Origin of the sequence: Lactococcus sp. UBA7128 (genome assembly GCF_002492185.1) — a bacterium.
GTDB lineage: Bacteria > Bacillota > Bacilli > Lactobacillales > Streptococcaceae > Lactococcus > Lactococcus muris.
The window spans coordinates 1-22289 of sequence record NZ_DKXK01000017.1 but is presented as its reverse complement, the minus strand read 5'-3'; the positions used below and the strand labels follow the sequence as shown (position 1 = coordinate 22289).

The 22289-nt window shown below is 39.4% G+C and carries 22 protein-coding genes; all 22 read right to left on the bottom strand.

Annotation, left to right across the window (positions count from 1 at the left end):
- Nucleotides 1-164 precede the first annotated feature (164 nt).
- Nucleotides 165-563 (bottom strand): Spx/MgsR family RNA polymerase-binding regulatory protein, encoded by a 399-nt coding sequence (locus B4H39_RS02065; protein ID WP_251422687.1) that lies wholly within the window; start codon nucleotides 561-563, stop codon nucleotides 165-167.
- 256 nt (nucleotides 564-819) lie between these two features.
- Nucleotides 820-2643, bottom strand: a complete 1824-nt coding sequence (gene dnaK, locus B4H39_RS02060) for a molecular chaperone DnaK (RefSeq protein ID WP_251422690.1) — start codon at nucleotides 2641-2643, stop codon at nucleotides 820-822.
- 75 nt (nucleotides 2644-2718) lie between these two features.
- A complete protein-coding gene (gene grpE / locus B4H39_RS02055; protein ID WP_251422693.1) occupies nucleotides 2719-3279 on the bottom strand; it encodes a nucleotide exchange factor GrpE in 561 nt (186 codons plus the stop codon).
- Nucleotides 3280-3315: 36 nt separating this feature from the next.
- Nucleotides 3316-4353: a heat-inducible transcriptional repressor HrcA gene (hrcA, locus tag B4H39_RS02050; protein ID WP_251422696.1), complete on the bottom strand. Its 1038-nt coding sequence runs from the start codon at nucleotides 4351-4353 to the stop codon at nucleotides 3316-3318.
- A gap of 145 nt (nucleotides 4354-4498) precedes the next feature.
- Entirely contained in the window at nucleotides 4499-4927 is a 429-nt protein-coding gene (locus tag B4H39_RS02045) for a hypothetical protein (RefSeq protein ID WP_286927480.1), read from the bottom strand.
- Between the two features lie 8 nt (nucleotides 4928-4935).
- Nucleotides 4936-5721 (bottom strand): M15 family metallopeptidase, encoded by a 786-nt coding sequence (locus B4H39_RS02040; RefSeq protein WP_251422702.1) that lies wholly within the window; start codon nucleotides 5719-5721, stop codon nucleotides 4936-4938.
- The gene (locus B4H39_RS02035) at nucleotides 5705-6409 is read right to left on the bottom strand and encodes a histidine phosphatase family protein (protein ID WP_202231114.1); all 705 of its coding nucleotides are present in this window, start codon (nucleotides 6407-6409) and stop codon (nucleotides 5705-5707) included. The genes B4H39_RS02040 and B4H39_RS02035 overlap by 17 nt, the downstream gene beginning before the upstream one ends.
- A gap of 240 nt (nucleotides 6410-6649) precedes the next feature.
- Nucleotides 6650-7576, bottom strand: coding sequence for a hypothetical protein (locus B4H39_RS02030; RefSeq protein WP_271328234.1), 927 nt, complete (start codon nucleotides 7574-7576; stop codon nucleotides 6650-6652).
- 89 nt (nucleotides 7577-7665) lie between these two features.
- On the bottom strand, nucleotides 7666-8346 hold the full coding sequence (locus tag B4H39_RS02025; RefSeq protein ID WP_251422708.1) for a hypothetical protein: 681 nt from the start codon (nucleotides 8344-8346) through the stop codon (nucleotides 7666-7668).
- A 200-nt stretch (nucleotides 8347-8546) separates the two neighbouring features.
- On the bottom strand, nucleotides 8547-8972 hold the full coding sequence (locus tag B4H39_RS02020; RefSeq protein WP_202231111.1) for a F0F1 ATP synthase subunit epsilon: 426 nt from the start codon (nucleotides 8970-8972) through the stop codon (nucleotides 8547-8549).
- Nucleotides 8973-8989: 17 nt separating this feature from the next.
- Entirely contained in the window at nucleotides 8990-10399 is a 1410-nt protein-coding gene (atpD, locus tag B4H39_RS02015; protein ID WP_202231110.1) for a F0F1 ATP synthase subunit beta, read from the bottom strand.
- 59 nt (nucleotides 10400-10458) lie between these two features.
- On the bottom strand, nucleotides 10459-11334 hold the full coding sequence (locus tag B4H39_RS02010) for a F0F1 ATP synthase subunit gamma (protein WP_202231109.1): 876 nt from the start codon (nucleotides 11332-11334) through the stop codon (nucleotides 10459-10461).
- 11 nt (nucleotides 11335-11345) lie between these two features.
- Nucleotides 11346-12854: a F0F1 ATP synthase subunit alpha gene (atpA, locus tag B4H39_RS02005; protein ID WP_202231108.1), complete on the bottom strand. Its 1509-nt coding sequence runs from the start codon at nucleotides 12852-12854 to the stop codon at nucleotides 11346-11348.
- Between the two features lie 66 nt (nucleotides 12855-12920).
- Nucleotides 12921-13448, bottom strand: coding sequence for a F0F1 ATP synthase subunit delta (locus B4H39_RS02000; protein WP_251422714.1), 528 nt, complete (start codon nucleotides 13446-13448; stop codon nucleotides 12921-12923).
- Between the two features lie 14 nt (nucleotides 13449-13462).
- Nucleotides 13463-13969 (bottom strand): F0F1 ATP synthase subunit B, encoded by a 507-nt coding sequence (atpF, locus tag B4H39_RS01995; RefSeq protein WP_202231106.1) that lies wholly within the window; start codon nucleotides 13967-13969, stop codon nucleotides 13463-13465.
- 13 nt (nucleotides 13970-13982) lie between these two features.
- The gene (gene atpB / locus B4H39_RS01990; RefSeq protein WP_202231105.1) at nucleotides 13983-14696 is read right to left on the bottom strand and encodes a F0F1 ATP synthase subunit A; all 714 of its coding nucleotides are present in this window, start codon (nucleotides 14694-14696) and stop codon (nucleotides 13983-13985) included.
- Between the two features lie 54 nt (nucleotides 14697-14750).
- Nucleotides 14751-14966, bottom strand: coding sequence for a F0F1 ATP synthase subunit C (locus tag B4H39_RS01985; protein ID WP_003135074.1), 216 nt, complete (start codon nucleotides 14964-14966; stop codon nucleotides 14751-14753).
- Between the two features lie 214 nt (nucleotides 14967-15180).
- Nucleotides 15181-15957 carry an alpha/beta hydrolase gene (locus B4H39_RS01980; RefSeq protein ID WP_251422717.1) on the bottom strand — a complete coding sequence of 259 codons (777 nt, stop codon included), beginning with the start codon at nucleotides 15955-15957 and terminating at the stop codon, nucleotides 15181-15183.
- A 152-nt stretch (nucleotides 15958-16109) separates the two neighbouring features.
- Nucleotides 16110-18320, bottom strand: a complete 2211-nt coding sequence (locus B4H39_RS01975; protein ID WP_251422720.1) for a DNA internalization-related competence protein ComEC/Rec2 — start codon at nucleotides 18318-18320, stop codon at nucleotides 16110-16112.
- 20 nt (nucleotides 18321-18340) lie between these two features.
- On the bottom strand, nucleotides 18341-18991 hold the full coding sequence (locus B4H39_RS01970) for a helix-hairpin-helix domain-containing protein (protein ID WP_251422724.1): 651 nt from the start codon (nucleotides 18989-18991) through the stop codon (nucleotides 18341-18343).
- A gap of 48 nt (nucleotides 18992-19039) precedes the next feature.
- On the bottom strand, nucleotides 19040-20215 hold the full coding sequence (locus B4H39_RS01965) for an SLC13 family permease (RefSeq protein WP_202231101.1): 1176 nt from the start codon (nucleotides 20213-20215) through the stop codon (nucleotides 19040-19042).
- Between the two features lie 229 nt (nucleotides 20216-20444).
- A complete protein-coding gene (locus tag B4H39_RS01960) occupies nucleotides 20445-22001 on the bottom strand; it encodes an ABC-F family ATP-binding cassette domain-containing protein (protein WP_271328232.1) in 1557 nt (518 codons plus the stop codon).
- Between the last annotated feature and the right edge of the window lie 288 nt (nucleotides 22002-22289).

Below are 22289 nucleotides of genomic sequence, written 5' to 3'. Positions count from 1 at the left end.
TTTTTCTTACCAAATTCAAAGTGATATCATAAAAATGATGGTGTGGAGAATAGTTACCAATAAAGCCCTCAAACAAAAAAGCACTTAACCCTTGCATTCTTGTACAGAGGATTAAGTGCTTGTTTCATTTTTGAGACTTTTGCCCCAATTTCTTTTTTCAGAGCCTAGCCCGTTCGAACTTCTTGACTTGCCAAGTCGACAATTTTCTTACTTGGTTTCTTTAAAAATTTTTGCATTTCCCCTTCATCAAAACCTATTTGAAGATGCTTTTCATCCAGCATAAGCGGCACTTTTAGTAACGTAGCATTTTCTTCTATCAGTTCCATAAAGTCTTCTAATCCCAGACCATTAGGGTCGATATCCAAACGCGTGAATGCCCTTGTCTCTGTAGAAATAATCTCTTCTATACCATTTTCAGTTAGGGAAACGATTTGTAAGATTTCTTCAGTGGAAACCAACTCTGTCAAAATGTCAATTTCCACAAATTTTATTCTATGTGCATACAACCAACTCTCCGCTTTCTTTGTCTCCTGGTTAGAAGATACAGTATAAATCTTGAGCATAACAACCTCCTTTCTGTTAAAATTTAAAACTAGACTCTTTGCTACTTTTATTATCCTATTTTATGAAAACGAATACAAACAAAATGCTTTTCATATAAGCCTGAGTCAAATAACTCAAGGCATTCCAATAAAAATCACTGTTTTTATTAACATCACCGATGAGCATAAATCTATTCAACATAAAACCTGTTATTAAGGCACAAAAAAAGTCCAAGGGATATAACCCTTTGAACTTTTAATTTTACTTTTGACTGTCTTATTTCACTTCTTCAAAGTCACCATCAACAGTGTTGTCATCTTTAGAATCATTTTCTGTTCCCGCTGCTTGACCTGCTGCTGCTTGTTCAGCGCTTGCTTGTTCGTAAAGTTTTACTGCAAGATTTTGAGCGATTTCGCTAAGTGCTTCTGATTTTGCTTTAATGTCAGCGATATCATCGCCTTCGAGTGCCTTTTTAAGTTCTTCCTTAGCTTCTTCTGCTTTCTTAACTTCAGCTTCGTCTACTTTACCTTCAAGCTCTTTGAGTGTCTTTTCAGTTTGGAAAACAAGAGCATCTGCTTCGTTACGTGTATCTACTTCTTCTTTACGTTTTGCATCTGCTTCTGCATTTGCTTCTGCATCTTTCATCATTCTGTCGATTTCTTCATCAGAAATACCTGAGTTAGACTTGATAACGATTGTTTGTTCTTTTTGAGTACCCAAATCTTTCGCTTTAACAGAAACAATACCATTTTTGTCAATGTCAAATGTTACTTCGATTTGTGGCACACCACGTGGTGCTGCAGGAATGTCTGTCAATTGGAAGCGGCCCAATGTTTTATTATCCGCTGCCATTGGACGTTCACCTTGAAGCACGTGGATATCAACTGCTGGTTGATTGTCTACTGCTGTTGAGAAGATTTGTGATTTAGATGTTGGGATTGTTGTATTACGTTCAATAAGTTTTGTAAAGACAGAACCCATAGTTTCGATACCAAGTGAAAGTGGAGTTACGTCAAGAAGGACAACGTCTTTAACATCACCTGAGATAACGCCACCTTGGATAGCAGCACCCATGGCAACAACTTCGTCAGGATTTACTGATTTGTTTGGAGTTTTACCTGTTTCTTTTTGCACAAGATCAACAACTGCTGGAATACGAGTTGAACCACCAACAAGGATAACTTCATCGATATCTGATGTTGAAAGTCCTGCATCCGCAAGAGCTTGACGTACAGGTTCACGAGTTGCTTCCACCAATGAAGCAGTCAATTCATCGAATTTTGCACGTGTAAGGGTCATTTCTAAGTGGAGAGGACCCGCAGCACCTGCAGTGATGAACGGCAATGAAATTTGTGTAGAAGTTACACCTGAAAGGTCTTTCTTCGCTTTTTCAGCCGCATCTTTCAAACGTTGAAGCGCCATTTTATCTTGTGAAAGGTCGATACCGTTTTCTTTTTTGAATTCAGCAACCATGTAATCGATGATGGCTTGGTCAAAGTCGTCACCACCAAGTTTGTTGTTACCTGCTGTTGCTAACACATCGAAGACACCATCACCTAACTCAAGGATAGACACGTCAAATGTACCACCACCAAGGTCGAAGACAAGGATTTTTTCATCTTTGTCTTGTTTGTCCATACCGTAAGCAAGCGCTGCTGCTGTTGGTTCATTAACGATACGTTCTACTTCAAGACCGGCAATTTTACCTGCATCTTTTGTTGCTTGACGTTGCGCATCATTAAAGTAAGCTGGAACGGTGATAACTGCTTTTTCAACTTTTTCGCCCAAGTATGCTTCAGCTGTTGCTTTTAGGTTTTGAAGAATCATTGCTGAAATTTCTTGAGGAGTGTATTCTTTACCACCAGCAGAAACTTTTTCATCTGTTCCCATTTTTGACTTGATTGAAATAACTGTATCAGGGTTTGTTACTGCTTGACGTTTCGCAGCATCACCAACTTGAATTTCACCGTTTTTAAAAGCAACAACAGATGGTGTTGTACGGTTTCCTTCTGGATTTGGAATGATTTTTGCTTCAGTTCCTTCAAGAACTGCTACTGCTGAGTTTGTTGTACCAAGGTCAATACCGATAATTTTAGACATATGCTTTACCTCTTCTTATTTTATTCTTTTTTATCTATTCTTATAGTTTAAGGACATTTCGGTCACTTTGCTTTCTTACTGTGCAACAACAACCATCGCTGGACGAAGGATGCGGTCATGGAGCTGATACCCTTTTTGGAAGACTTGAACCACATGATCTGCTGGATGTTCATCATCAACTGGAACCGTTTGAACTGCCATATGGAAGTTCGGATCAAAGGCTCCATCAGCTTTAATCTCTGTTACCCCTTCTTCTTCAAGAGCATTTATCAAACTTTCCCGCGTCATTTCTAAACCTTTTTTAACATCTTCTGTCAGACCTTCAACTGCAAGTGCACGTTCTAGGTTATCCAAACTTGGCAAAATCTTTTTGGCCAGATCTTGCGAACGGTATTTTAAGATACTTGAACGTTCTTCATTCGCACGACGTTGGATGTTTTGGATTTCTGCGCTGATGCGGAGAAACTTATTTTCCCATTCTTCAGCTCTCGCTAGGGCTTCGTCAAGTTCAGAAACTTCTTCTTCTACGATATCTTCAAGGGCTTCCTCTGTGAGTTCCTCAACTGCTTCCTCAGTCACCTCATCCACTTTTTCAGCCTGGACTTTCTTCATATCTTCTTTCTTTTTTTCAGCCATGTTGTTTCCTTTTCTTTTAAAAAATTTCATATTATATTAACTTATCTCATAGTGATTCCCATCAAGGTAACGGTAGTAGTCCATCAATTTCATACTGAGGACTTTAGCAAGTAAGTCCAGCCTACTCAAGGTTTTTTGATAATCTTGTTCTACAGGACCGATAACTGTCAAGGTCCCTAGTCCCCGATAAGGAATGACAAACTTTTGACTAATCAATGTTAAGTTTGCAAAATAGGATACATTATCAATAACTACTGAACGCATCTCCTCTGTATTTGTCAGTGCTCGTATTTCTTGCGCCATGCGCGCATCGTCACTTAAAATTTTATAAAGCTCAGACAGGTTGTCCGTCGCAAACTCAAAAACATGTTCACGCCCACTACTTGTCAGCTTTTCTGTAAGTAAGTCAGCAAATACAGTATCAAAGAGCCTTAAGACGTCCGTTGTTACTTTAAAATAACGTTGAACAATCTGCGGAATTTCCGTTCGTAACGCGTAATGCACTTCCAAAACCTTCTTACCTACCAAACGTTCCTTAATGAGATGGGTGAAGATTTGTAAATCTTGCTCACTCATACTTTTAGGAAGAACAAATTGGTTGGTACGAATCTCACCTGTCGCTAGACCCATCACTGTTAATATAGAGTGATTATCCAGAGTAACAAGCTCAAAAGACTGTAAAACTTGTTCGCTTTGAGGAACATTGAGTACAAAGGAAGTTAGACCTGTCAGACTTGACAAAATCTCACTCGCCCTTTCAAATAAGTCCGAAAGACGGTAAAATTCGCCGTCAAAGGAGCTCATAATTTCGAAAAGATCATTTTGTGTAAATTCTTCCAAGCGTAATACATTTTCAATAAAATATTTATAGCCTGAAATACTAGGTACACGTCCACTCGATGTGTGCTCTTTTTGGATAAGACCAAGATTTTCTAGCACTTTCATGTCATTTCTGATCGTTGCACTCGAAGCCTTAATTTGTTCCAGCAAGGCATTTGAACCTACTGGTGTATGTTCTTTGGCGTAAAGAGAGACAATCAAATTCAAAATCTGCTGTTGCCGTTCTGTAATCATACTTGTCTCCTTTCTTCACATTTAGCACTCGATACCCTTAAGTGCTAACAATATTATTATATCCCTTATTTGATAACTTGTCAAGAAAAAAGACCAAAAAATTAGCACTCTTTTTTATAGAGTGCTAATTTTTGGCTTTTGGTCATTAAATCAGCCCAATATCCTTGGCGACAAAGCGAATACTCAACAAGCTGACAAGGAGAACAGCTAGTGGAAACAATAGACTTAAACTTTGCTGCTGTGTGAAATACTGATAAAGCCAATCAATAATTACCAGAGCTGCTGCAACCTCCAAAAGCAGCATTCCGACATGAAAAAAGCGGATAATCAAAAGAATGATTAGAAATACAAGTAAAATTTGTATCACACTTTGCCATTGTGCGACTGGAGCTAAGACTTGATTAATAAAACTTGTGACTGTACGACTTGTATTTTGGAAAACAGTTGTGAAGGGATTAGGACTTGCTAAAAGCCTTTGTGCTACACTTATTAGAGTGTAGAGAAATAAAGCAAGGTTAGCATATAAAACAAGATGCGCTTTGTTCAACATAGATGTACGGTTCCTTTTAAACATGTTTCCTTTCATTGAGGCAGTAATTTTAGATATTCTTCAAGCGTAAGATCATGTTTTGCCATATATTTTGCGTTATCTATCCCTACATAGCGGAAATGCCAGTCTTCATAATCTACTCCCGTGGAAGACTTTCCTCCCTCAGGAAAACGTAAAATGAAGCCATAATTCGGAGCAATCTTTCTCAGCTCTGCCACAACATCTTTGGGGCTTTGATTTAAGGCATCCACTGTCGATATATCCACAGCCAAGCCGGTTTGATGTTCTGAACTTCCTGCCGGCTGTGAATAAGTTTTGACATTATTCTCTGCTTCTTCCCGGGAAATTGGCTGTCCTGTATTGTTGAGCGAACCTGCAGCACCAGCCATTTCACGCTCTACGTAGCCATTAAAAAGTTGCTCTTGATAGGCTACTGAACGATAAGCTGAGATGAGATGCTCAGAAGAATCAATGGCTTGAGCCGCTCCTAAAAATTTCTCCAGAGCTTCCGCAATGCGGCTGTCCACTTGAACACCAGCAACGGTTGTTAGATGAGGAGAGAGTTCTTCTTTAGGATGCGCTCTATTCACCAATATTAAATTCCAATCTGACTGATGTGCTTCTGGTAAATCTGACTTTTTGTTTTCAGATTTGGGACTTGAGACTGCCGATTTGTTCGAACTTGTCGTTTCTTTAGTGCCTTGTGATTGAAGTTTATTCACGGCAAGCACACACAGAAAAATAAAGCTTAGGAGAACAAAGATCCCTCCAAAAATTCTTCCTTTTTTTAATTTTTTCTTTTTAGTCTGTCTTTGCATTTTTCATCACTTCTGCTCCAAGCTTACGGTAAGCCATGGAACCAATTTCTCCAACTTCAAACTTCCCATTTTCAAAACTAAGATGTGTCACAGAGCCATTGTCTAAATTATACGGGCGTTCCATATCGGGCTGAAGCATCTTGACATAGCTCCCAATGGTCATGCCATGACTCACGACAACGATATTCTTTGCCCCAGCGGCCTCTGATTCAGCAGCCATATCCGCAAAGCCACTCATGATGCGTCCAGAGAGTTCTTCCCAGGTTTCAGCCCAGCCTGCAGTATCTACTTCATAGATTGCACGCGCCAGTTCTTCATCTGTCGGAAATTTGCCAGTAGCTCTCCAATCCTTTTCATCAAATACAATCGGAAGAACCCCATCAAATAGCTCTCCATCATAACCTCCATCAAAGGAGCCGAAACACCACTCACGGATGCGCTTGTCCATCTTGTAAGGAATATTTTGATTGTCTGAATACTCCAAGATGAAGCCCATAGTTTGAATAGTTCTTCCGGAATCAGAGGAATAGGCGCGATCAAATTTTAATCCCTTTTCTTTGAAGCCTAGCCCTAATTCCATAACACCACGTTCCCCCTCTGCTGTCAAAGGGGTGTCAGACCAGCCTTGCGCACGACCGATTGTATTGAACATTGTTTTTCCGTGCCTTACTAAATAAATCTCAACCATGAATTCACCTTGTCTTTTTTCTATTCTATATCTTAATATTATACTTTATTTCACAGCAATTGAACAGAGAAAAATAACTTCTGTTACCCAAGAGACTTGATTTCTAGCTTAGTTCTCACTCTTTTCTTGACTTGCCTGTGCAGACGCTTCACATTGGCTAAACCCGCTCAGCAAGTTTGAGATAAGCCTTACTTGTTGAAGTGTATCAAAAAAATCCCTTCTTTCAGAGATTTCTTCTTTTCACTTTCCAAAAAATTGCCGCAACCAGCTGAGTTTTTTCAACGCGCTTAGAAATAAGGCAGAAGCACAAACTCCTGTGACAGCCCCGCCAGCACTGGCAGCATTAACTGCAATAGAATGCTTACGCACTGCTTCTTTTTCGACCTGGCTTCCTTCATCTTGAATATTTGTATTTTTTGCCGTTTGTTCTCCTTCCAAAGCCACAAGTCCTTGACCTAAGCGAGTGTACGCTTTATCTGACAAAGTTGCTGTATGAGAAGCAGAGACTTGTGGTTTTGAAATTCCCTTATTGAGCAACTTTTCCACTTGTTCTTTTTTACTCTTCTCATCAGCCCTCTCGTGAAGATTAGATGTTTCTTGTCCCAAGCTTTCAAGCTCTCCTATAGGAACGACTGGCGTGATTGGGGCAGGATATTCTGGAAGAAGTGGTGCTACAGTTGGTAGAGTGAAATCAGGTTGCATTGGTATTAGTGGTGGAGCAGTTGGTGTAATAGGCTTAGGCGGTTCTACCGTTACTGGCGGAATCGTCGGAACGGTTATATCTGGTTTTATCGGTATTAGCGGTGGCATTGTTGGTGTAATGGGGTGTGGCGGTTCAGTCGTCACTGGCGGTACGATTAAATCAGGAGTTTCTGATACCTCTTGCCCCCCTGCCGTTGACGTATCAATGTTCGCCTCCTCATGCGTTAAATGGAAAGTAAGATTTTTATCGCCTGTGTGGTTCTCCGATAGGTCCCAGACGTTCTTGCCCATATCCTGCTCGGCACCCTGAGAAAAGTTTTCTGGCAAGACCATGTTATATGCTGCCGTACTCCCTTGTATCCCATCAGCAGCGGAAAGAGAGAGTGCTTTGAGAGGGGCAGGACTTGTTGTGATGCTCCCAACTAAAGCGACCGTTAAACTGATGACTTGTTTTTTATTTCTCATATAGCTTCAAAACTCCTTTCTAATGTTTTCCTTTTTGTTCACACCCCCTTTAAACGGTATATAAACATTTCTCCAGAAACTTCTGGAATTTATTTTCTCATATGCGGGCTTGTCTTAAGCAAATCTTCAAAGAAAAGTTGCCCCATGTCACCATTGATAATTTCTGTAGCACGAAGTGTACTTGCTTTATCTGTCAAAGTATGTTGAATCCGAGAATTTTTGACTTCCAAATCCAGTAATTCAACTGCTTCTTGTAGACTAGAAACTTCCTCTAGTTTTAAAACTCGAATGATGTAGTCAATGCTCTTCAAATTTAGATATCTTTCTGGAATCGGTGTACTTTTCAAGGTTTGACAGTCTAAGATTCTTTCAACATCATCAACAAGTTCTTTTCTTTTTCGACTATATTTTGGAAAAATCTGTTTGACGAGGGCTTTTCTCCCTATAGGTAATGCGTCACTCCCAAATACTTTTTTAAGTAAACCGTTCAAAAAAACGCCCAGTGCCCACAGGGAAAAGCTAACAATGAATGTCCCTAGAAAAGCCTCCAGAATAGAGCGTTCTGGCTGTCCCTCAATGAAAGAAAAATCGTTCGCAAGGTAGAAAAAAAGAACAACTATTGGTAATGCAAAGGCCAATAAGGCCGAACGATAATCGATTTTATGTTGAATTTCTTCTAAAAATTCTATCTTCAAAATTTCAAATTGATTAAGCGTTTCTTCAAGAACTTCTAAAGTTTGCATTACTTCTTCGCAATAACCCAAAGCCATATTTTCCTCCTTTCTCACACTTTTCCCCTCTTTTATTCCACATGATGTTTGAAAAAACTTTATTAATTATTCTGTAACTTATTGTGAAAACTAACGTAAAATTTGTCTTCTGTTTTACATTTTAACATTTTCATTCGATTTTTTGTTACGTTTCTGTTAAAAAATAAAAAAACATCCACTGAGAGATGTTTTGAGATTTATTAATAGTGTTTCGATACATTCAAACGGTTAATCGCACGGTGAAGTGCCACCTCTGCACGCTTAACTTCATCAGCTTTATGCGCTGCTTTTGCTTCTTCAAGTTCTTTTTCAGCACGAAGCTTCGCACGTTCAGCACGTGGAACATCAATATCTCGATTGCGTTCGGCAGAGTCTGCAATAACAGTAATCAAGCTCTCTTTCACTTCGATAATTCCACCATTCACAGCGATATAATCAACATGCTTCATATCATCAGGGCGACGCACCTTAAGTTCACTGATTTGTAAACCAGCGATGGTTGAAATCATATTGGGCAAAATCCCCATATCGCCACCGATAGTATGCGCAAGAATGTAGGTTGCATGGTGATCATAAATGACACCTGCAGGAGTGATGACCTGAACAGCCATGACATTTTCACTCATCTCGGCAACCTCCTATCCTAGTAACCCATTTTTTTAGCTTTTTCGAGAACGTCTTCGATTGGACCTACGCCACGGAAAGCATCTTCTGGGATTTCATCGTATTTGCCATCCAAGATAGCCTTAAAGTCTTCCACTGTTTTTTCAACCGGTACATAAGAGCCTGGAATACCCGTGAATGTTTCAGCAACGTTAAAGTTTTGCGAAAGGAAGAACTGAATACGACGTGCGCGGTTAACCAATACTTTTTCGTCGTCAGACAATTCATCCATACCAAGGATAGCAATGATATCTTGCAATTCTCTATAACGTTGGAGAATACGTTGCACTTCCATAGCGACCGCATAGTGATCCTCACCAACAATCTCTGGTGTAAGAGCACGAGATGAAGAAGCCAATGGGTCAACAGCTGGATAAATCCCCATCTGAGTGAGACGCCGCTCCAAGTTGGTTGTTGCATCCAAGTGAGCGAAGGCTGTTGCTGGCGCTGGGTCAGTATAGTCATCGGCTGGGACATAAATCGCTTGGATCGATGTTACAGAACCTTGTTTTGTTGAAGTGATACGTTCTTGAAGCTGCCCCATTTCAGTTGCCAATGTAGGTTGGTAACCAACAGCTGATGGCATCCGTCCTAAGAGGGCAGATACTTCTGAACCCGCTTGGGTGAAACGGAAGATGTTATCAATGAAAAGCAAAACGTCTTGTTTTTCCACATCACGGAAATATTCAGCAATTGTCAAACCAGTAAGAGCAACACGCATACGTGCTCCAGGTGGTTCATTCATTTGACCAAAGACCATGGCTGTTTTTTCAATAACGCCTGACTCTTTCATTTCCCAATAAAGGTCATTTCCTTCACGTGTACGTTCTCCAACACCCGTAAATACGGAAATCCCACCATGTTCTTGGGCAATGTTATGAATCAACTCTTGAATAAGAACTGTTTTCCCAACTCCGGCACCACCAAACAGGCCAATCTTACCGCCTTTAAGATAGGGTGCAAGCAAATCAATGACTTTAATCCCTGTAACAAGAATTTCGTTAGCTGTTGATAGCTCATCAAAAGCAGGAGCTTTCTTGTGGATAGGACTACGTTCTATATCTTCAGCAAAAGGCTTCCCTTCATCAATAGCATCTCCAAGCACATTGAAAACACGTCCAAGTGTTTCTTTACCAACAGGCACACTGATTGCTTTTCCTGTATCGAGGACCTCGAGCCCACGTGTTAAGCCATCTGTTGATTCCATAGCGATAGTGCGCACTGCGCCATCACCAAGTTCCAAAGCAACTTCGAGGACGATTTTAGTTTTCACGCCGTCTACATCTTTGTACACGATGAGGGCGTTATTAATCTCAGGCAGAGTCGCATCTGACGCAAATTCCACGTCAACAACAGGACCAATGACCTGAGTAATTTTACCAGAACTCAATGTTTTTCCTCCTAGTTTATTTTTCTGTCTTTAATTCTTTGAGAAAGATTACTTCATACTTAAAGCGCTGAAGCTCCTGCAACAATTTCCGTAATTTCTTGCGTAATTGCTGCTTGACGCGCACGATTGTATTGAATTGTCAAATCATTAATCAGTGTTTTCGCATTATCTGTGGCCGTACGCATCGCTGACATTCCGGCTGCATGTTCTGCCGTTTTTGCATCAACAATCGCGCCATAAATCATACTTTCAGCATATTGTGGCAATAATTGATCCAAAATAGCCTCACGACTCGGTTCTAACTCGAAACTGACTGGCGCCACTGTTTCTTCTACTTCCTCTGCTTCATCAAAAGTGATTGGCAGCATTCTTTGCATGTGTACTTCGCTTGTCAATGAATTAATATGATGGTTGTAACACACATAAAGCTGATCAAACTCTTCTTTTTTATAAAGCGACACCGCGTGACCTACAATCTCGCGTACTTCCTCAAAACTTGGCTGGTCAGTCAAACCACGTAATTCATAGGATAATTTGATTTTCCGAGAACGGAAGAAATCTGCTCCCACGCCTCCCAAGGCAAGAATACAGTAATCTTCTGGTCCTTGATGTTTTTCTCGAAGCTTGTTCATGACTGACTTCAAGATGTTAGAGTTGTAACCTCCTACAAGACCACGATCCGAAGTGATGACCAAATATCCTGTTTTCTTAACTGGACGTTTAATCATCATTGGATTTTTAGAAGGCCCACGATCTGCAGCAACCAAGTCTGTTGTCACTTGGCGTACCTTGTCTGCATAAATCTGATACGTTTTTGCAATCTTTTCTGACTTTTGCAACTTTGCTGCGGAGACCATCTGCATGGCCCCAGTAATATGACTTGTTTTTTCTGTTGAAGCAATTCTTGCTTTAATTTCGCTAAGTGAAGCGCCCATAATGAACCTCCTTATTTAACGTAATTTGTAGTTTTCTTGAAGGCTTTAATCGCATCATCAAGTTTTGCTTCGTCTGGTAAATCTTTAGTATCTGTAATAACCTGCAAAAGGTCAGCATAGTTTACATCGAAGAAATCAAACATTTTTGATTCAAAATCAAGAATATCTTCTACAGGAACATCGTCAAGATGTCCGTGTGTCAATGCATAAAGAATAAGGACTTGTTTCTCCACAGGAAGTGGTTTGTGCAAAGGTTGTTTTAAAACTTCAACTGTACGACGTCCACGATTGAGTTTAGCCTGTGTCGCCTCGTCAAGGTCTGAACCAAATTGTGTAAAGGCTTCAAGCTCACGGTATGAGGCCAAGTCCAGACGGAGTGTACCAGCAACTTTCTTCATCGCTTTGATTTGGGCTGCGCCCCCGACACGTGATACAGACGAACCGGCATCGATAGCTGGACGAACCCCTGAGTAGAACAGGTCATTTTCAAGGAAGATTTGTCCATCTGTGATGGAGATAACATTTGTCGCGATATAGGCAGAGATATCTCCAGCTTGTGTTTCAATGAAAGGCAAGGCAGTCATCGACCCTCCACCTAAATCATCACTCAACTGCGCTGCACGTTCCAAAAGACGTGAATGAAGATAGAAGACATCCCCTGGATAAGCTTCACGACCTGGTGGACGACGGAGCAAGAGTGAAAGTTCACGATAAGCCACGGCCTGTTTAGACAAATCATCGTAGACAATAAGCACATGCTTACCATTGTACATAAATTCTTCACCCATAGCTGCACCAGCATAAGGGGCAATGTAAAGCAAGGGTGAGGGTTGTGATGCTGAAGCTGTTACAACGATTGTGTAATCCATCGCTCCAAGTTTACGGAGAGCCTCAACCTGTGTACGAACTGTCGATTCTTTTTGACCGATAGCGACATAGATACAGATGATATCCTTCCCTTTTTGGTTAAGAATCGCATCAATAGCTACAGATGTTTTACCTGTTTGACGGTCGCCGATGATCAACTCACGTTGGCCGCGACCGATTGGTACAAGCGCATCAATGGCTTTTAGTCCAGTTTGGAGTGGTTCTGAAACTGATTTACGTTGCATAACACCTGAAGCTGGAGCTTCAACAGGACGTGTTTTACCTGTATTGATGTCGCCTAAGCCATCAACGGGCTGTCCAAGTGCATTTACAACACGACCGATGAGTTCTTCACCGACTTGAACTTCCATGATTTTACCTGTACGTTTTACTGTATCTCCTTCACGGATGTTAAGAAAATCACCAAGTACGATAATACCAACATCTGTACTGTCTAAGTTTTGTGCCATACCATATACGCCGTTCTCAAACTCGACAAGCTCACCGCTCATCGCATTTTCAAGACCATAGGCACGGGCAATACCGTCACCAACATATGTGACAACACCAGTTTCAGCGACTTCAAAATCTGGTGTAAAATTTTCAATTTGTTGTTTAATCAGTGAGCTGATTTCATTCGCTTTGATTGCCAAATGTATTTTGCTCCTTTCTGAGTTTTCATGTTAAATGGCTGAGAATTTTTCCCAAATAAGAGATAACTATAGTATCTCTTTGGCAATTTTTGCCAATTGTGATTTGACAGAAGCATCAATGATTTTTCCACGTGAATTTACGATAAAACCACCGACAATCTTTTCATCTACTGTGTTCACGATTGTTACTTCGTTCAAATCAAATTTCGATTTAGCGAGAGCAACAAATTTTTCGATTTGTGTTTCAGTTAACTTGACACTTGAAACGACCTCTACATCTGCAATCTTAAACATGTCATCTGCTGTGTTTTTGACTTCAACAAGAATGTCTGACAAGTCTGCCAAACGTCCGTTTGCACGCACAGTATCAAGGAAATTTTTCATCAAGTCTGAGGCATTTTCCTTAATCATGTCAATGACTTGCGATTTTGCAGAGGCAGAATAAACCTCTGCCCCAAAGAATGAAGCCAGGTTCTCTTCTTTAAAAAGCTGCGTCAGTTCGTTTACCTCAGGTAGAATGACTTCTAGCTGAGACCGTTCTTCCGCAACTTCAAGCAGGGCTTTACTGTATTTTTGAGCATTGACTGTTGTCATTTACAACCAACCTCCTATTCGCCAAGTTTAGCAATATAGCTGTCAATAAGTTCTGATTGTGCCTGCGCGTCCAAAGATTGTCCAATGAGCTTCTCAGCAATTTGCACAGAGATATCCGCAACATCTCCCTTAACCGAACTTAGGGCTTCTTTACGCTCTTGCTCAATATCTTCCTGAGCACGTTTCTTCACGTTTGCCGCTTCTTCATTGGCTAGAGCTAAGATGTTTGCCCGATTTTGTTTAGCTGTATCGTTAGCTGTTTGGATAATGTTTGCAGCTTCTTCTTTTGAACCCGCAAGCTCAGCTTCACGTTGCGCTAATAATGTTTCTGCTTCTTTTTTTGACAGTTCTGCAGTTGTGATATCGTTGCTGATCTTATTTGCACGTTCTTCAAAGATTCCAGTAATAGCCCCCCATGCAAATTTCCGAATCAAGAGCAGCAAGATAATAAAGGCACCACTGACAACGATAATATTCCCCAGAACTGTGTTCGGAGCAGTTTCTAATAATGTAGTAAGCATTTCTACTCCTTTCCTAGTGTTCTGCTAAAATTTTGTGACTGATATAAAGATTTGTCAAAAGAACAAATACATAAGCCTGAAGGGCTGAAATAAAGATTGAGAATGCTATCCAAGCCATCTCCAAAATCCAAACAACAGGAAGAAGGAACCATCCCGAATGAATCATCTCAGCAATTATTCCTAAAAGGACTTCACCTGCAAAAATATTACCGTAAAGACGAAGCCCCAGAGACAAAGCATTTGTAAATTCTTCCATAATTGTCATCGGAAGCATGACTTTCGGTTCTTTCCAAAAGGAATTTTTAATATAACCTTTAAAGCCAAACTGTTTTACACCAAGAGTATTGGCAAGTACAACGATTAAAATCGCTAAGGTCAAGTCAACTGTTGAGTTGGCTGTTGGGGAGCGCCATAAACTAACATCTCCTGGTGCAGTGATTTTAGTCACCAGCCCAATAATATTTGAAATCAGAAGGAAAGAAAAGAGCGTAAAACTCATGAGGGCATATTTTGGAGACTCTTTGGCACCTAGATTTTCACGTCCGATGCCGTTAATAAAGTCAACCACCCATTCAAGGACGTTTTGCTTACCTGTAGGCTTAAGTTGCATGTTGCGACTTGCCCAATAAATCAAACCAAAGACAATTAAAACGGTCAAAGCTGTCATGTAGAGAATGACACCATCAAAAGTCACTGGTCCAACATTAAATGTCCATGTCGATTCCATAACTCGTCTTCCTTTCTAAATAATTGTTGAATAAATAAGTTAAATCAACGTTTTTTAGAACAAGAAAGCCATAGCCAAAGCAATAAAGAACGTACCTTCAGCAAAGGCGACACCAAGGAACATGCTTCCACGAAGCTTACCTTCCATTTCCGGTTGACGTGCAACAGCGTTAATAAATGCTGATACAATCAATCCATCACCGATAGCGGCACCAAGTGCACTAATACCAATAGCTACTGCCTTAAGAGCTTCAATTGAGATTGTTGTCATTTAATGACCTCTTTCTATATGCGATTTTTCGCAAATTTTTATTACTATGAAATTATAGTCCTATTCAATCCGTTTGTCAAAACTTAACCTAAGATTATCATACATTTCATCTGCAATTGTTCGGTCTTTTTTGAGCAAACGTTTTCTTTATGAACAGTTTTAGTTTTTAGGAACTTTCTCTTATTATTCATTATTTTTATAAGTTTAACTTCTTTTAACTTAGGCGTTCCTCTTGCTTATATTCAATGGGCAACCATTTAAGAACTTCTTCAATCTGCTTGCTCCAATAATACCATTCATGCGTTCCAGGAGATTTCTTATAGATTAAGTCAAATCCGTTATCTTCAAGTACAGCTGATGCACGATCATTTCCTGCTACAAGATAATCTTGTTCTCCGCACCAACTGTAGAGTTTAGGTTGCGGTCCTACATGATGCTCTGCCAGATAGAGAATACTGTTCTCACTCTCATTGAACTGGTCAAGATTTCCAAATAACCCTGTCCAATAAGCCTGATTTTCAGCACTTTGTTCTTTCAAGTCTGACAGGTCCAAGGCCCCTGATAAACTGGCCGCATAACTGAAATTATTTGTTGCCAAAGCCAGCTTGAAGGCGCCATATCCTCCCATAGATAAGCCTGCAATAAAGTTTTTCTCTCTTTTGGTGCTTAGATTAGGAAAGAAATTATGAAGAACTTGTGGTAATTCCTTAGCAATCGCATCAAAATACTTCATGCCGTAGCTTGTGTTCGTATAGAAACCCAAATCAGTCGAGGGCATAACAAGTGCAAGCTGAGTATGTCGAATCAATCGGTCAATCCCTGTTCGTATCAACCATGAATCTTCGTTTCCTGACATTCCATGTAAGAGATACAGTACAGGGATGTCACTGTTCACTTCTTTTCCTGTCTTACTGGACTCTGGATAAATCACATTAAATTTACGATTCATTCCTAGTGTTTCAGAGTAATACTCAACATTTATAATAGCCATTTTTCCTCCTATCCTATTTACTTTTATCTACCCAAGTAAACGTTTCCTACTATTATAACATAAGAAATATTACATATCTCTATAATCTTATGTCTATTCAATCAAAAAAAGAGTTCTTGTCATACAATTTGACATACTCTTTTTTACAGAAATTATTTAACCGTTTGAATGACCCAGCCCTTCTTTTTATAAATAAATCGTGTTGCACCTTGTTGATCAGTCCGATAAATTTTTATATTTTCCGCATACAGGTTCTTTAAGGTTTCCTGACTAGGATGCTTGTAGCGATTGTTTTTTCCCACAGAGATAAGAGCAATCTTCGGCTTAAGATTTTTCAAAAACTCTACTTTTGAAGAACTCTTACTCCCATGATGACCGACCTTCAAAACATCCGTCTGCAGGTTGGGGTAACGTTTCTGCAAGTCCCTTTCCCCTTCTTCCTCCAAATCCCCCGTAAACAAAAATTTTTTTCCATAAAATTCACCAAAGGTTACGAGAGAGTTATCGTTGTTACTCCTTCCTTCAAGACCTGTGGCTAAAAAGTGAAGATGACCATCAAATATTGGGAGTTTATCCCCTTCTCGTGCAAAATGGACCTTACTTTTTAACTTGGACAACTTTTTAGCAAAACTTTTTTTCTTCAAGGCTGTTTCAGAGATGTAAATATGCTTTATCTTCATCTTCTGCGACAATATTTCCAAATCCCCCATATGATCTTCATCTGGATGAGTCAAGATTAGAGTTTCAACAGTCCCAATTCCCTGTGATTTAAGGTAGGGGATAAGTGTCTTCTCCGCATTACTTTTATAGGAGGCGCTTTTCCAACTTTCATCTGAGCCTAAGTTGAGTTTTCCCCCAGTATCAATGAGAATATTTCGCCGGTTCCATTTATCTTGCAAAAGAATGCTATCTCCTTGACCCACATCCACCATCGTGATGCTTGCCTGTCGTGGATTTTTAACGAGGAAAAACAATAGAAAAAGTACAGAAAATAACACTAGATTCCAAGTTTTTTTCTTGTAAAAATCAATAAAAAGACCGCTAAATCCAAAAAGTAAAAGTAAAAATAAAACGTCCGGCTTCCCTAATATCAAAGGATACTGGAACAAAGACTCCACAACTTTTATTATACTTTCCAAAAATATAAAAAAGTCATTAAAAAAAATCAAATTGATGCCCAGCAATGAAAGGAGGAAAATGAGAAGTAAGCCCGGCAAGAGTAAAAAGTCAAAGATTAAACTGAAAAATAGGGTCAGTAAGATAGATAAAGGCTGGAAACTGTGAAAATGAAAAATTAAAAGTGGAAGTACACCAACAGCTAATACCGTAGAATCAAGCAAGGTTTTTTTGATTCCTTTGACATGGTTGAACTTCCCAGAGAAAATGACCAGTAAAAAGGAGTAAATCATGGTTAGCTGTCCCCCTGCTGTCATTAAAAAATTGGTCTTAAACAAAAGCAAAAGAATAAAAGTCAAGGAAAATTTATCAACCGTTCTTTTCATGAGAAGATTTTTTTGGAGCAGAGCACGTAAAATCGACACAGATAAACCTGTAATAAAAGCATAAAAAATTGAAAAGGGGACTTGGATAAAAAATACAATAGATTGGGACAAGCCCAGTCTTAGCAAAATTTTTCGGAGCAGTTCAATGAAGAAATTTACCTGCATACCCGAAAGCGCAAAAAGATGGATAATACCAAGACTTGTATAAATGTCATTCATTTCTTCAAAATCTTTATCCAGCCAGCCAAAAAGTAAACCTGTCATATAAGAGGACATGGGTTTTGGAAAATGTTCCTGCGTCCAAAGAATAGCTTGCCTGCGTAAAAGGCGCATGTCAAAACCGTTCAAACGCTCAATCCCTTGAATTTTTTCTAACTGTACCAGACGATAAATTCCTTGACTTTTTAAATACTTTTTGTAGTCAAACCCCGAAAAATTACGCTGCTCCTCAGGTTCTTCTAGCTGCCCTTCAAAGTAAATAAGGACGTTTACATCTAGCTTTTTAAAATATTCTTGTTCCTTTTGACTTTTAAAAGTATAAAAAACTTGATAATCTTGTCCACTTGTTTCTCCTCTAAAACTTAATCGACTCCCATTGACTTCAATTGTATCAATATAGGGTTTAATCTTAGAAATTTTGTCTGGCTGTCTACTTTCTTTTATTCTTTCCGTTTCTTTAACCCAGAAGAAAAACAAGGCAAAACCCAACAAGATCAAGAGTAAGCCATAATAACCTCTATAAAAAGAAAGAACCGTACTCGCCAAAGTCAGAATGCACAGTGGCCAGGAAAAGCTGAAAATAAGAAAGTAAAATAAAACCAAAAGATAAATCAAATAAATAAGAGAAAAATTTTGCTTCATATGCTACCTGCAGTCTTCCCCTAATCTACAACTATTGAGTCTCTTAACTTTTCTAAAGTTTTGGGACCGAAGCCGCTCACTTTTCCCAAGTCCTCCACACTCTTGAAGTTTCCATTTTCAGAGCGATAGTCGATAATATCTTGTGCTTTTTTAGCGCCCACGCCACTAAGTTGCTGCAGTTCCGCCAAATCAGCTGTATTAAGGTTTATTTTTGATTTTTCCTCTTTCTCGCTTTCAGCTGTTCCTCCAGTCTCTCCTTCCAACAGTTTTCTTGTATCCACCTCTCCACGTGCAGGAACATAGACCTCTGCTTCATCTTGCAGCTTTTTCGCAAGATTTATAGCCTTTCTTTCTGCTTCTTCAGTGAAGCCCCCAGCACGTGCATTTGCATCAGATACACGCTGTTTGGCTGAAAGCTTGTAGACACCAGGCTTTCGCACGGCTCCTTTGACATCAACAAAAATATCCTCCTCAACACTTTTTCCCTCCTTAACTTCTTTTTCCGGTTTTGATTTTTTGCTATCTACAGCAGACCATTCAAGATTGTCTGACTTCTTAGTGCTGCTTTTTTCTTGCTTACCCAGATAAAGAGCACCTAGAACGACTACAATTGTAAGACTTCCGATAATTATTTTTAAATTATCTCTGATGTATTCTGATATTTTTTCCATATCTTATAATACGAAAAAACATGCAGCGCCTCACTACATGTTTTTATTTTAAGTTCCAAGGCTAACAATGATTAAACCTATCACCACTAAGACTGCAAGAAAACCTGCATTTACCAAAGCAAAATATTTTATAAATCCTGCTGTTTCTCCCCTTGCTTGTATGCGGATAATCTTGTAAGCAATCAAAGTTGCCATTGAGGCCACAAGCGTTCCAATGCCTCCAATGTCAGCACCGATAACAACTGAAATAGCATGAGGTGTAAAAGGTGAAATAAGAATCGGAGCTGCAATATTAGAGATAATTTGACTCATAAAAACCGTACCCAAAAAGGACATTTGTGGACCAACAAAGGCATTGCGAATAAAGTCAGTTAAAGTTTGGATATGAGCAATATTTCCCACAATTAAGAAGAAGAAAACAAAGGTAAAGAGCAGATGGTAATCTACCCCTTTAAAGAGAGCTGGACGGTAAAAAAGAACAATAACAGTCACGACAGCTACAGCTAAATAAAAGTTCACATAACCAAAGACTGCCGCTGCCATCAAGACCATCAAGGCAATAAAGACTGAAATTTCCAGTCGCTTAAACGTGTTAACCCTGGTCTCAATGACCAAAGGCTCATTATCAATAAATTGACAGGCCAAATTGAGAAGAAGCAAACCAGCAAGCCAAAGTAGGCCCGTCCCCTTGAAAAATTCTAAATTTGTCAAGGCTTGTCCCAAATGATGATCTGGGTTTTGATAGAAAGAATACAGATAAAGATTATGAGGATTTCCTTGCGGAAGAAGACTTGACCCTGTGTGACAGGCCGGAACAATCATAGCTGCACCGATATAGACCGATTTACGATTTTTTATCTCTCGTGTAATGGTTAAATAAAGAGGTAAGATAGTCAAAATCGTTAAATCGTTAGTAAAAAATAAAGCAAAAAAGAAGGCCAGCATTGTGGTAAATCGTACAAGCTGACGCGTTGTTTTACTTCTCTTGACTAAGCTTTGGCCGATGTAGGATAAAATACCTGTAGAGCGAAAACCAGCAATAACCAACATGAGACCAAAAACAGTGACGATAACTTTATCGTCAAAAAATTCAGTCTGGACGCCACCCATGCTTACTGAAATCACCGCAATTATAAAGGATACGAGAAAAACCTTATCAACAATAAAAAAATGGGTCAACTTTTTGAAAGTACTACTTGGCTTTCCTGTGATTTGCTGTTCCATATTTTCTCCTAAAAAAACTGATTAATTACACTCCTACAATTATACAACTTTTTTCCATGAATTTACGAAAAAGATTATAAAAAATCGTATTTTTTTAGAAGAAGTAAGAGAACAGACACAGCCAAGCCCAAAAATAGATAAAATTGACCTTTTTAAGCAAGTGATGGTTCATAACTTGCTGCGCTCCTTGCGTATCATCACTCTGATTTGCTAAAACAAAAAGTACTTTTTACAGTACTTTTGTTGTCCAAGATTCACAATTCCAAGTTTCAGTAGCCACATCTTGGTAAAACTCTGGTTCATGGGAAATCAAAAGAATTGTTCCCTTATATTCTTGCAAGGCACGCTTGAGTTCGTCCTTGGCATCCACATCCAAATGGTTAGTTGGTTCATCAAGGACAAGAACATTGCTTTCAGCATTCATTAATTTGCACAGGCGAACTTTAGCTTTTTCACCCCCACTTAAAACAGCAACTTTACTTTCGATGTGTTTTTTGGTTAAGCCACAACGCGCAAGTGCTGCACGAACTTCTGCTTGGTTCATTGCCGGAAAAGTGTCCCAAATCTCTTCCAAACATGTTTTTCCATTATCGCTTTTGACTTCTTGCTCAAAGTAGCCAATCTCTAACTTTTCACCACGTTGAACTTCACCACTAAGCGCTTTTATTTCGCCTAGGATACTGCGCAAGAGTGTTGTTTTACCAATCCCATTTGCCCCTGTAAAAACAATTTTCTGTCCACGTTCAGCTCGCAAGTTAAGCGGACGAGATAAAGGTTCAGTATAACCAATAACTAAATCCTTCGTCTCAAAAATAAGTTTACTTGAAGTTGGACCTTTTTTAAAGTCAAATTGCGGTTTTGGTCGTTCGGCACTTAGTTCAATCATGTCCATTTTATCTAACTTTTTCTGACGGGACATGGCCATATTTCGTGTAGCTACACGTGCTTTATTTCGCGCCACAAAATCTTTAAGATCTGCTATTTCTGCCTGTTGACGTTTATATGCAGCTAACTCTTGTTTTTTCTTCATTTCATAGACAGATTGAAAATCTTCGTAATTACCAACATAACGGTCTAAGGAGCCATTTTCCATATGATAAATGATGTTAATGACAGAGCTCAGGAAAGGAATGTCATGCGAAATCAAGATAAAGGCATTTTCATAGTCCAGAAGATACTGTTTAAGCCATGCAATATGTTCTTCATCCAAATAGTTTGTGGGCTCATCCAGCATCAGAATTTCGGGTTTTGTCAGCAAGAGTTTTGCCAAAAGAACCTTGGTGCGTTGGCCACCAGAAAGATCTTCAACATCACGCTCAAAACCAATCTCGTGAAGACCAAGTCCGCGCCCGATTTCTTCTACTTTAGAGTTAATTTGATAAAAATCACTTTGCTCCAGAATATCTTGCAGTTCGCCGACTTCTTCCAAAAGTTGATCCATCTCTTCTGGGGGCACATCTCCCATCTTCAGATAAAGCTCATTAATTTCCGCTTCAATATCAAAAAGGTACTGAAAGGCACTTGAAAGAACATCCCGAATCGTTTGTCCTTTTTGTAAGACTGCATGTTGATCCAAGTAACCCACGCGAACTTTTTTAGACCACTCCACTTTTCCTTCATCAGGTTGTAAAGCACCTGTGATGATATTCATAAAGGTGGATTTTCCTTCACCATTTGCCCCGACAAGCCCGACATGTTCGCCTTTAAGCAGACGAAAAGACACATTTTCAAAAATCACGCGCTCGCCAAAGCTATGGGATAAATTTTTTACATTGATAATACTCATATTACTGCTCTTTCTTTTACATACTGTTTAATAGTTTAACACAAAAAATTGAAAGTAGGAAGTTGTGTTACTTGTTCAGGAAATCTGATACATATCTGAGTTTCTGGTTAGAATAGCACCTTGCAATTTGAAAAAGTATAAAATAAATATGCCCCTCATAAAATACGAAGGACATATTTACACTTACAATATTTTTTCATCGGAAAAGCTGCGCCTTATTTATTACCCGATACGAGCGAAGATTTTCTTATGAAAATCCCTATCCGCTGATTCAATCGGGAAAAAGCT

Bases quoted from the DNA above. Each gene is read 5' to 3' on its own strand.
- B4H39_RS02020 (WP_202231111.1), bottom strand. From the start codon at position 8,972: ATGAGTGAAAATGTCATGGCTGTTCAGGTCATCACTCCTGCAGGTGTC.
- atpF (WP_202231106.1), bottom strand. From the start codon at position 13,969: ATGCTTACTACATTATTAGAAACTGCTCCGAACACAGTTCTGGGGAAT.
- hrcA (WP_251422696.1), bottom strand. From the start codon at position 4,353: ATGATTACAGAACGGCAACAGCAGATTTTGAATTTGATTGTCTCTCTT.
- grpE (WP_251422693.1), bottom strand. From the start codon at position 3,279: ATGGCTGAAAAAAAGAAAGAAGATATGAAGAAAGTCCAGGCTGAAAAA.
- B4H39_RS02065 (WP_251422687.1), bottom strand. From the start codon at position 563: ATGCTCAAGATTTATACTGTATCTTCTAACCAGGAGACAAAGAAAGCG.
- B4H39_RS01975 (WP_251422720.1), bottom strand. From the start codon at position 18,320: ATGAAGCAAAATTTTTCTCTTATTTATTTGATTTATCTTTTGGTTTTA.
- B4H39_RS02035 (WP_202231114.1), bottom strand. From the start codon at position 6,409: ATGGTTGAGATTTATTTAGTAAGGCACGGAAAAACAATGTTCAATACA.
- B4H39_RS02040 (WP_251422702.1), bottom strand. From the start codon at position 5,721: ATGCAAAGACAGACTAAAAAGAAAAAATTAAAAAAAGGAAGAATTTTT.
- B4H39_RS01960 (WP_271328232.1), bottom strand. From the start codon at position 22,001: ATGAGTATTATCAATGTAAAAAATTTATCCCATAGCTTTGGCGAGCGC.
- dnaK (WP_251422690.1), bottom strand. From the start codon at position 2,643: ATGTCTAAAATTATCGGTATTGACCTTGGTACAACAAACTCAGCAGTA.
- B4H39_RS01965 (WP_202231101.1), bottom strand. From the start codon at position 20,215: ATGGAACAGCAAATCACAGGAAAGCCAAGTAGTACTTTCAAAAAGTTG.
- B4H39_RS02025 (WP_251422708.1), bottom strand. From the start codon at position 8,346: ATGGCTTTGGGTTATTGCGAAGAAGTAATGCAAACTTTAGAAGTTCTT.
- atpB (WP_202231105.1), bottom strand. From the start codon at position 14,696: ATGGAATCGACATGGACATTTAATGTTGGACCAGTGACTTTTGATGGT.
- B4H39_RS01985 (WP_003135074.1), bottom strand. From the start codon at position 14,966: ATGACAACAATCTCAATTGAAGCTCTTAAGGCAGTAGCTATTGGTATT.
- B4H39_RS02000 (WP_251422714.1), bottom strand. From the start codon at position 13,448: ATGACAACAGTCAATGCTCAAAAATACAGTAAAGCCCTGCTTGAAGTT.
- B4H39_RS02030 (WP_271328234.1), bottom strand. From the start codon at position 7,576: ATGAGAAATAAAAAACAAGTCATCAGTTTAACGGTCGCTTTAGTTGGG.
- B4H39_RS01970 (WP_251422724.1), bottom strand. From the start codon at position 18,991: ATGGAAAAAATATCAGAATACATCAGAGATAATTTAAAAATAATTATC.
- B4H39_RS02045 (WP_286927480.1), bottom strand. From the start codon at position 4,927: ATGTTTAAAAGGAACCGTACATCTATGTTGAACAAAGCGCATCTTGTT.
- B4H39_RS01980 (WP_251422717.1), bottom strand. From the start codon at position 15,957: ATGGCTATTATAAATGTTGAGTATTACTCTGAAACACTAGGAATGAAT.
- B4H39_RS02010 (WP_202231109.1), bottom strand. From the start codon at position 11,334: ATGGGCGCTTCACTTAGCGAAATTAAAGCAAGAATTGCTTCAACAGAA.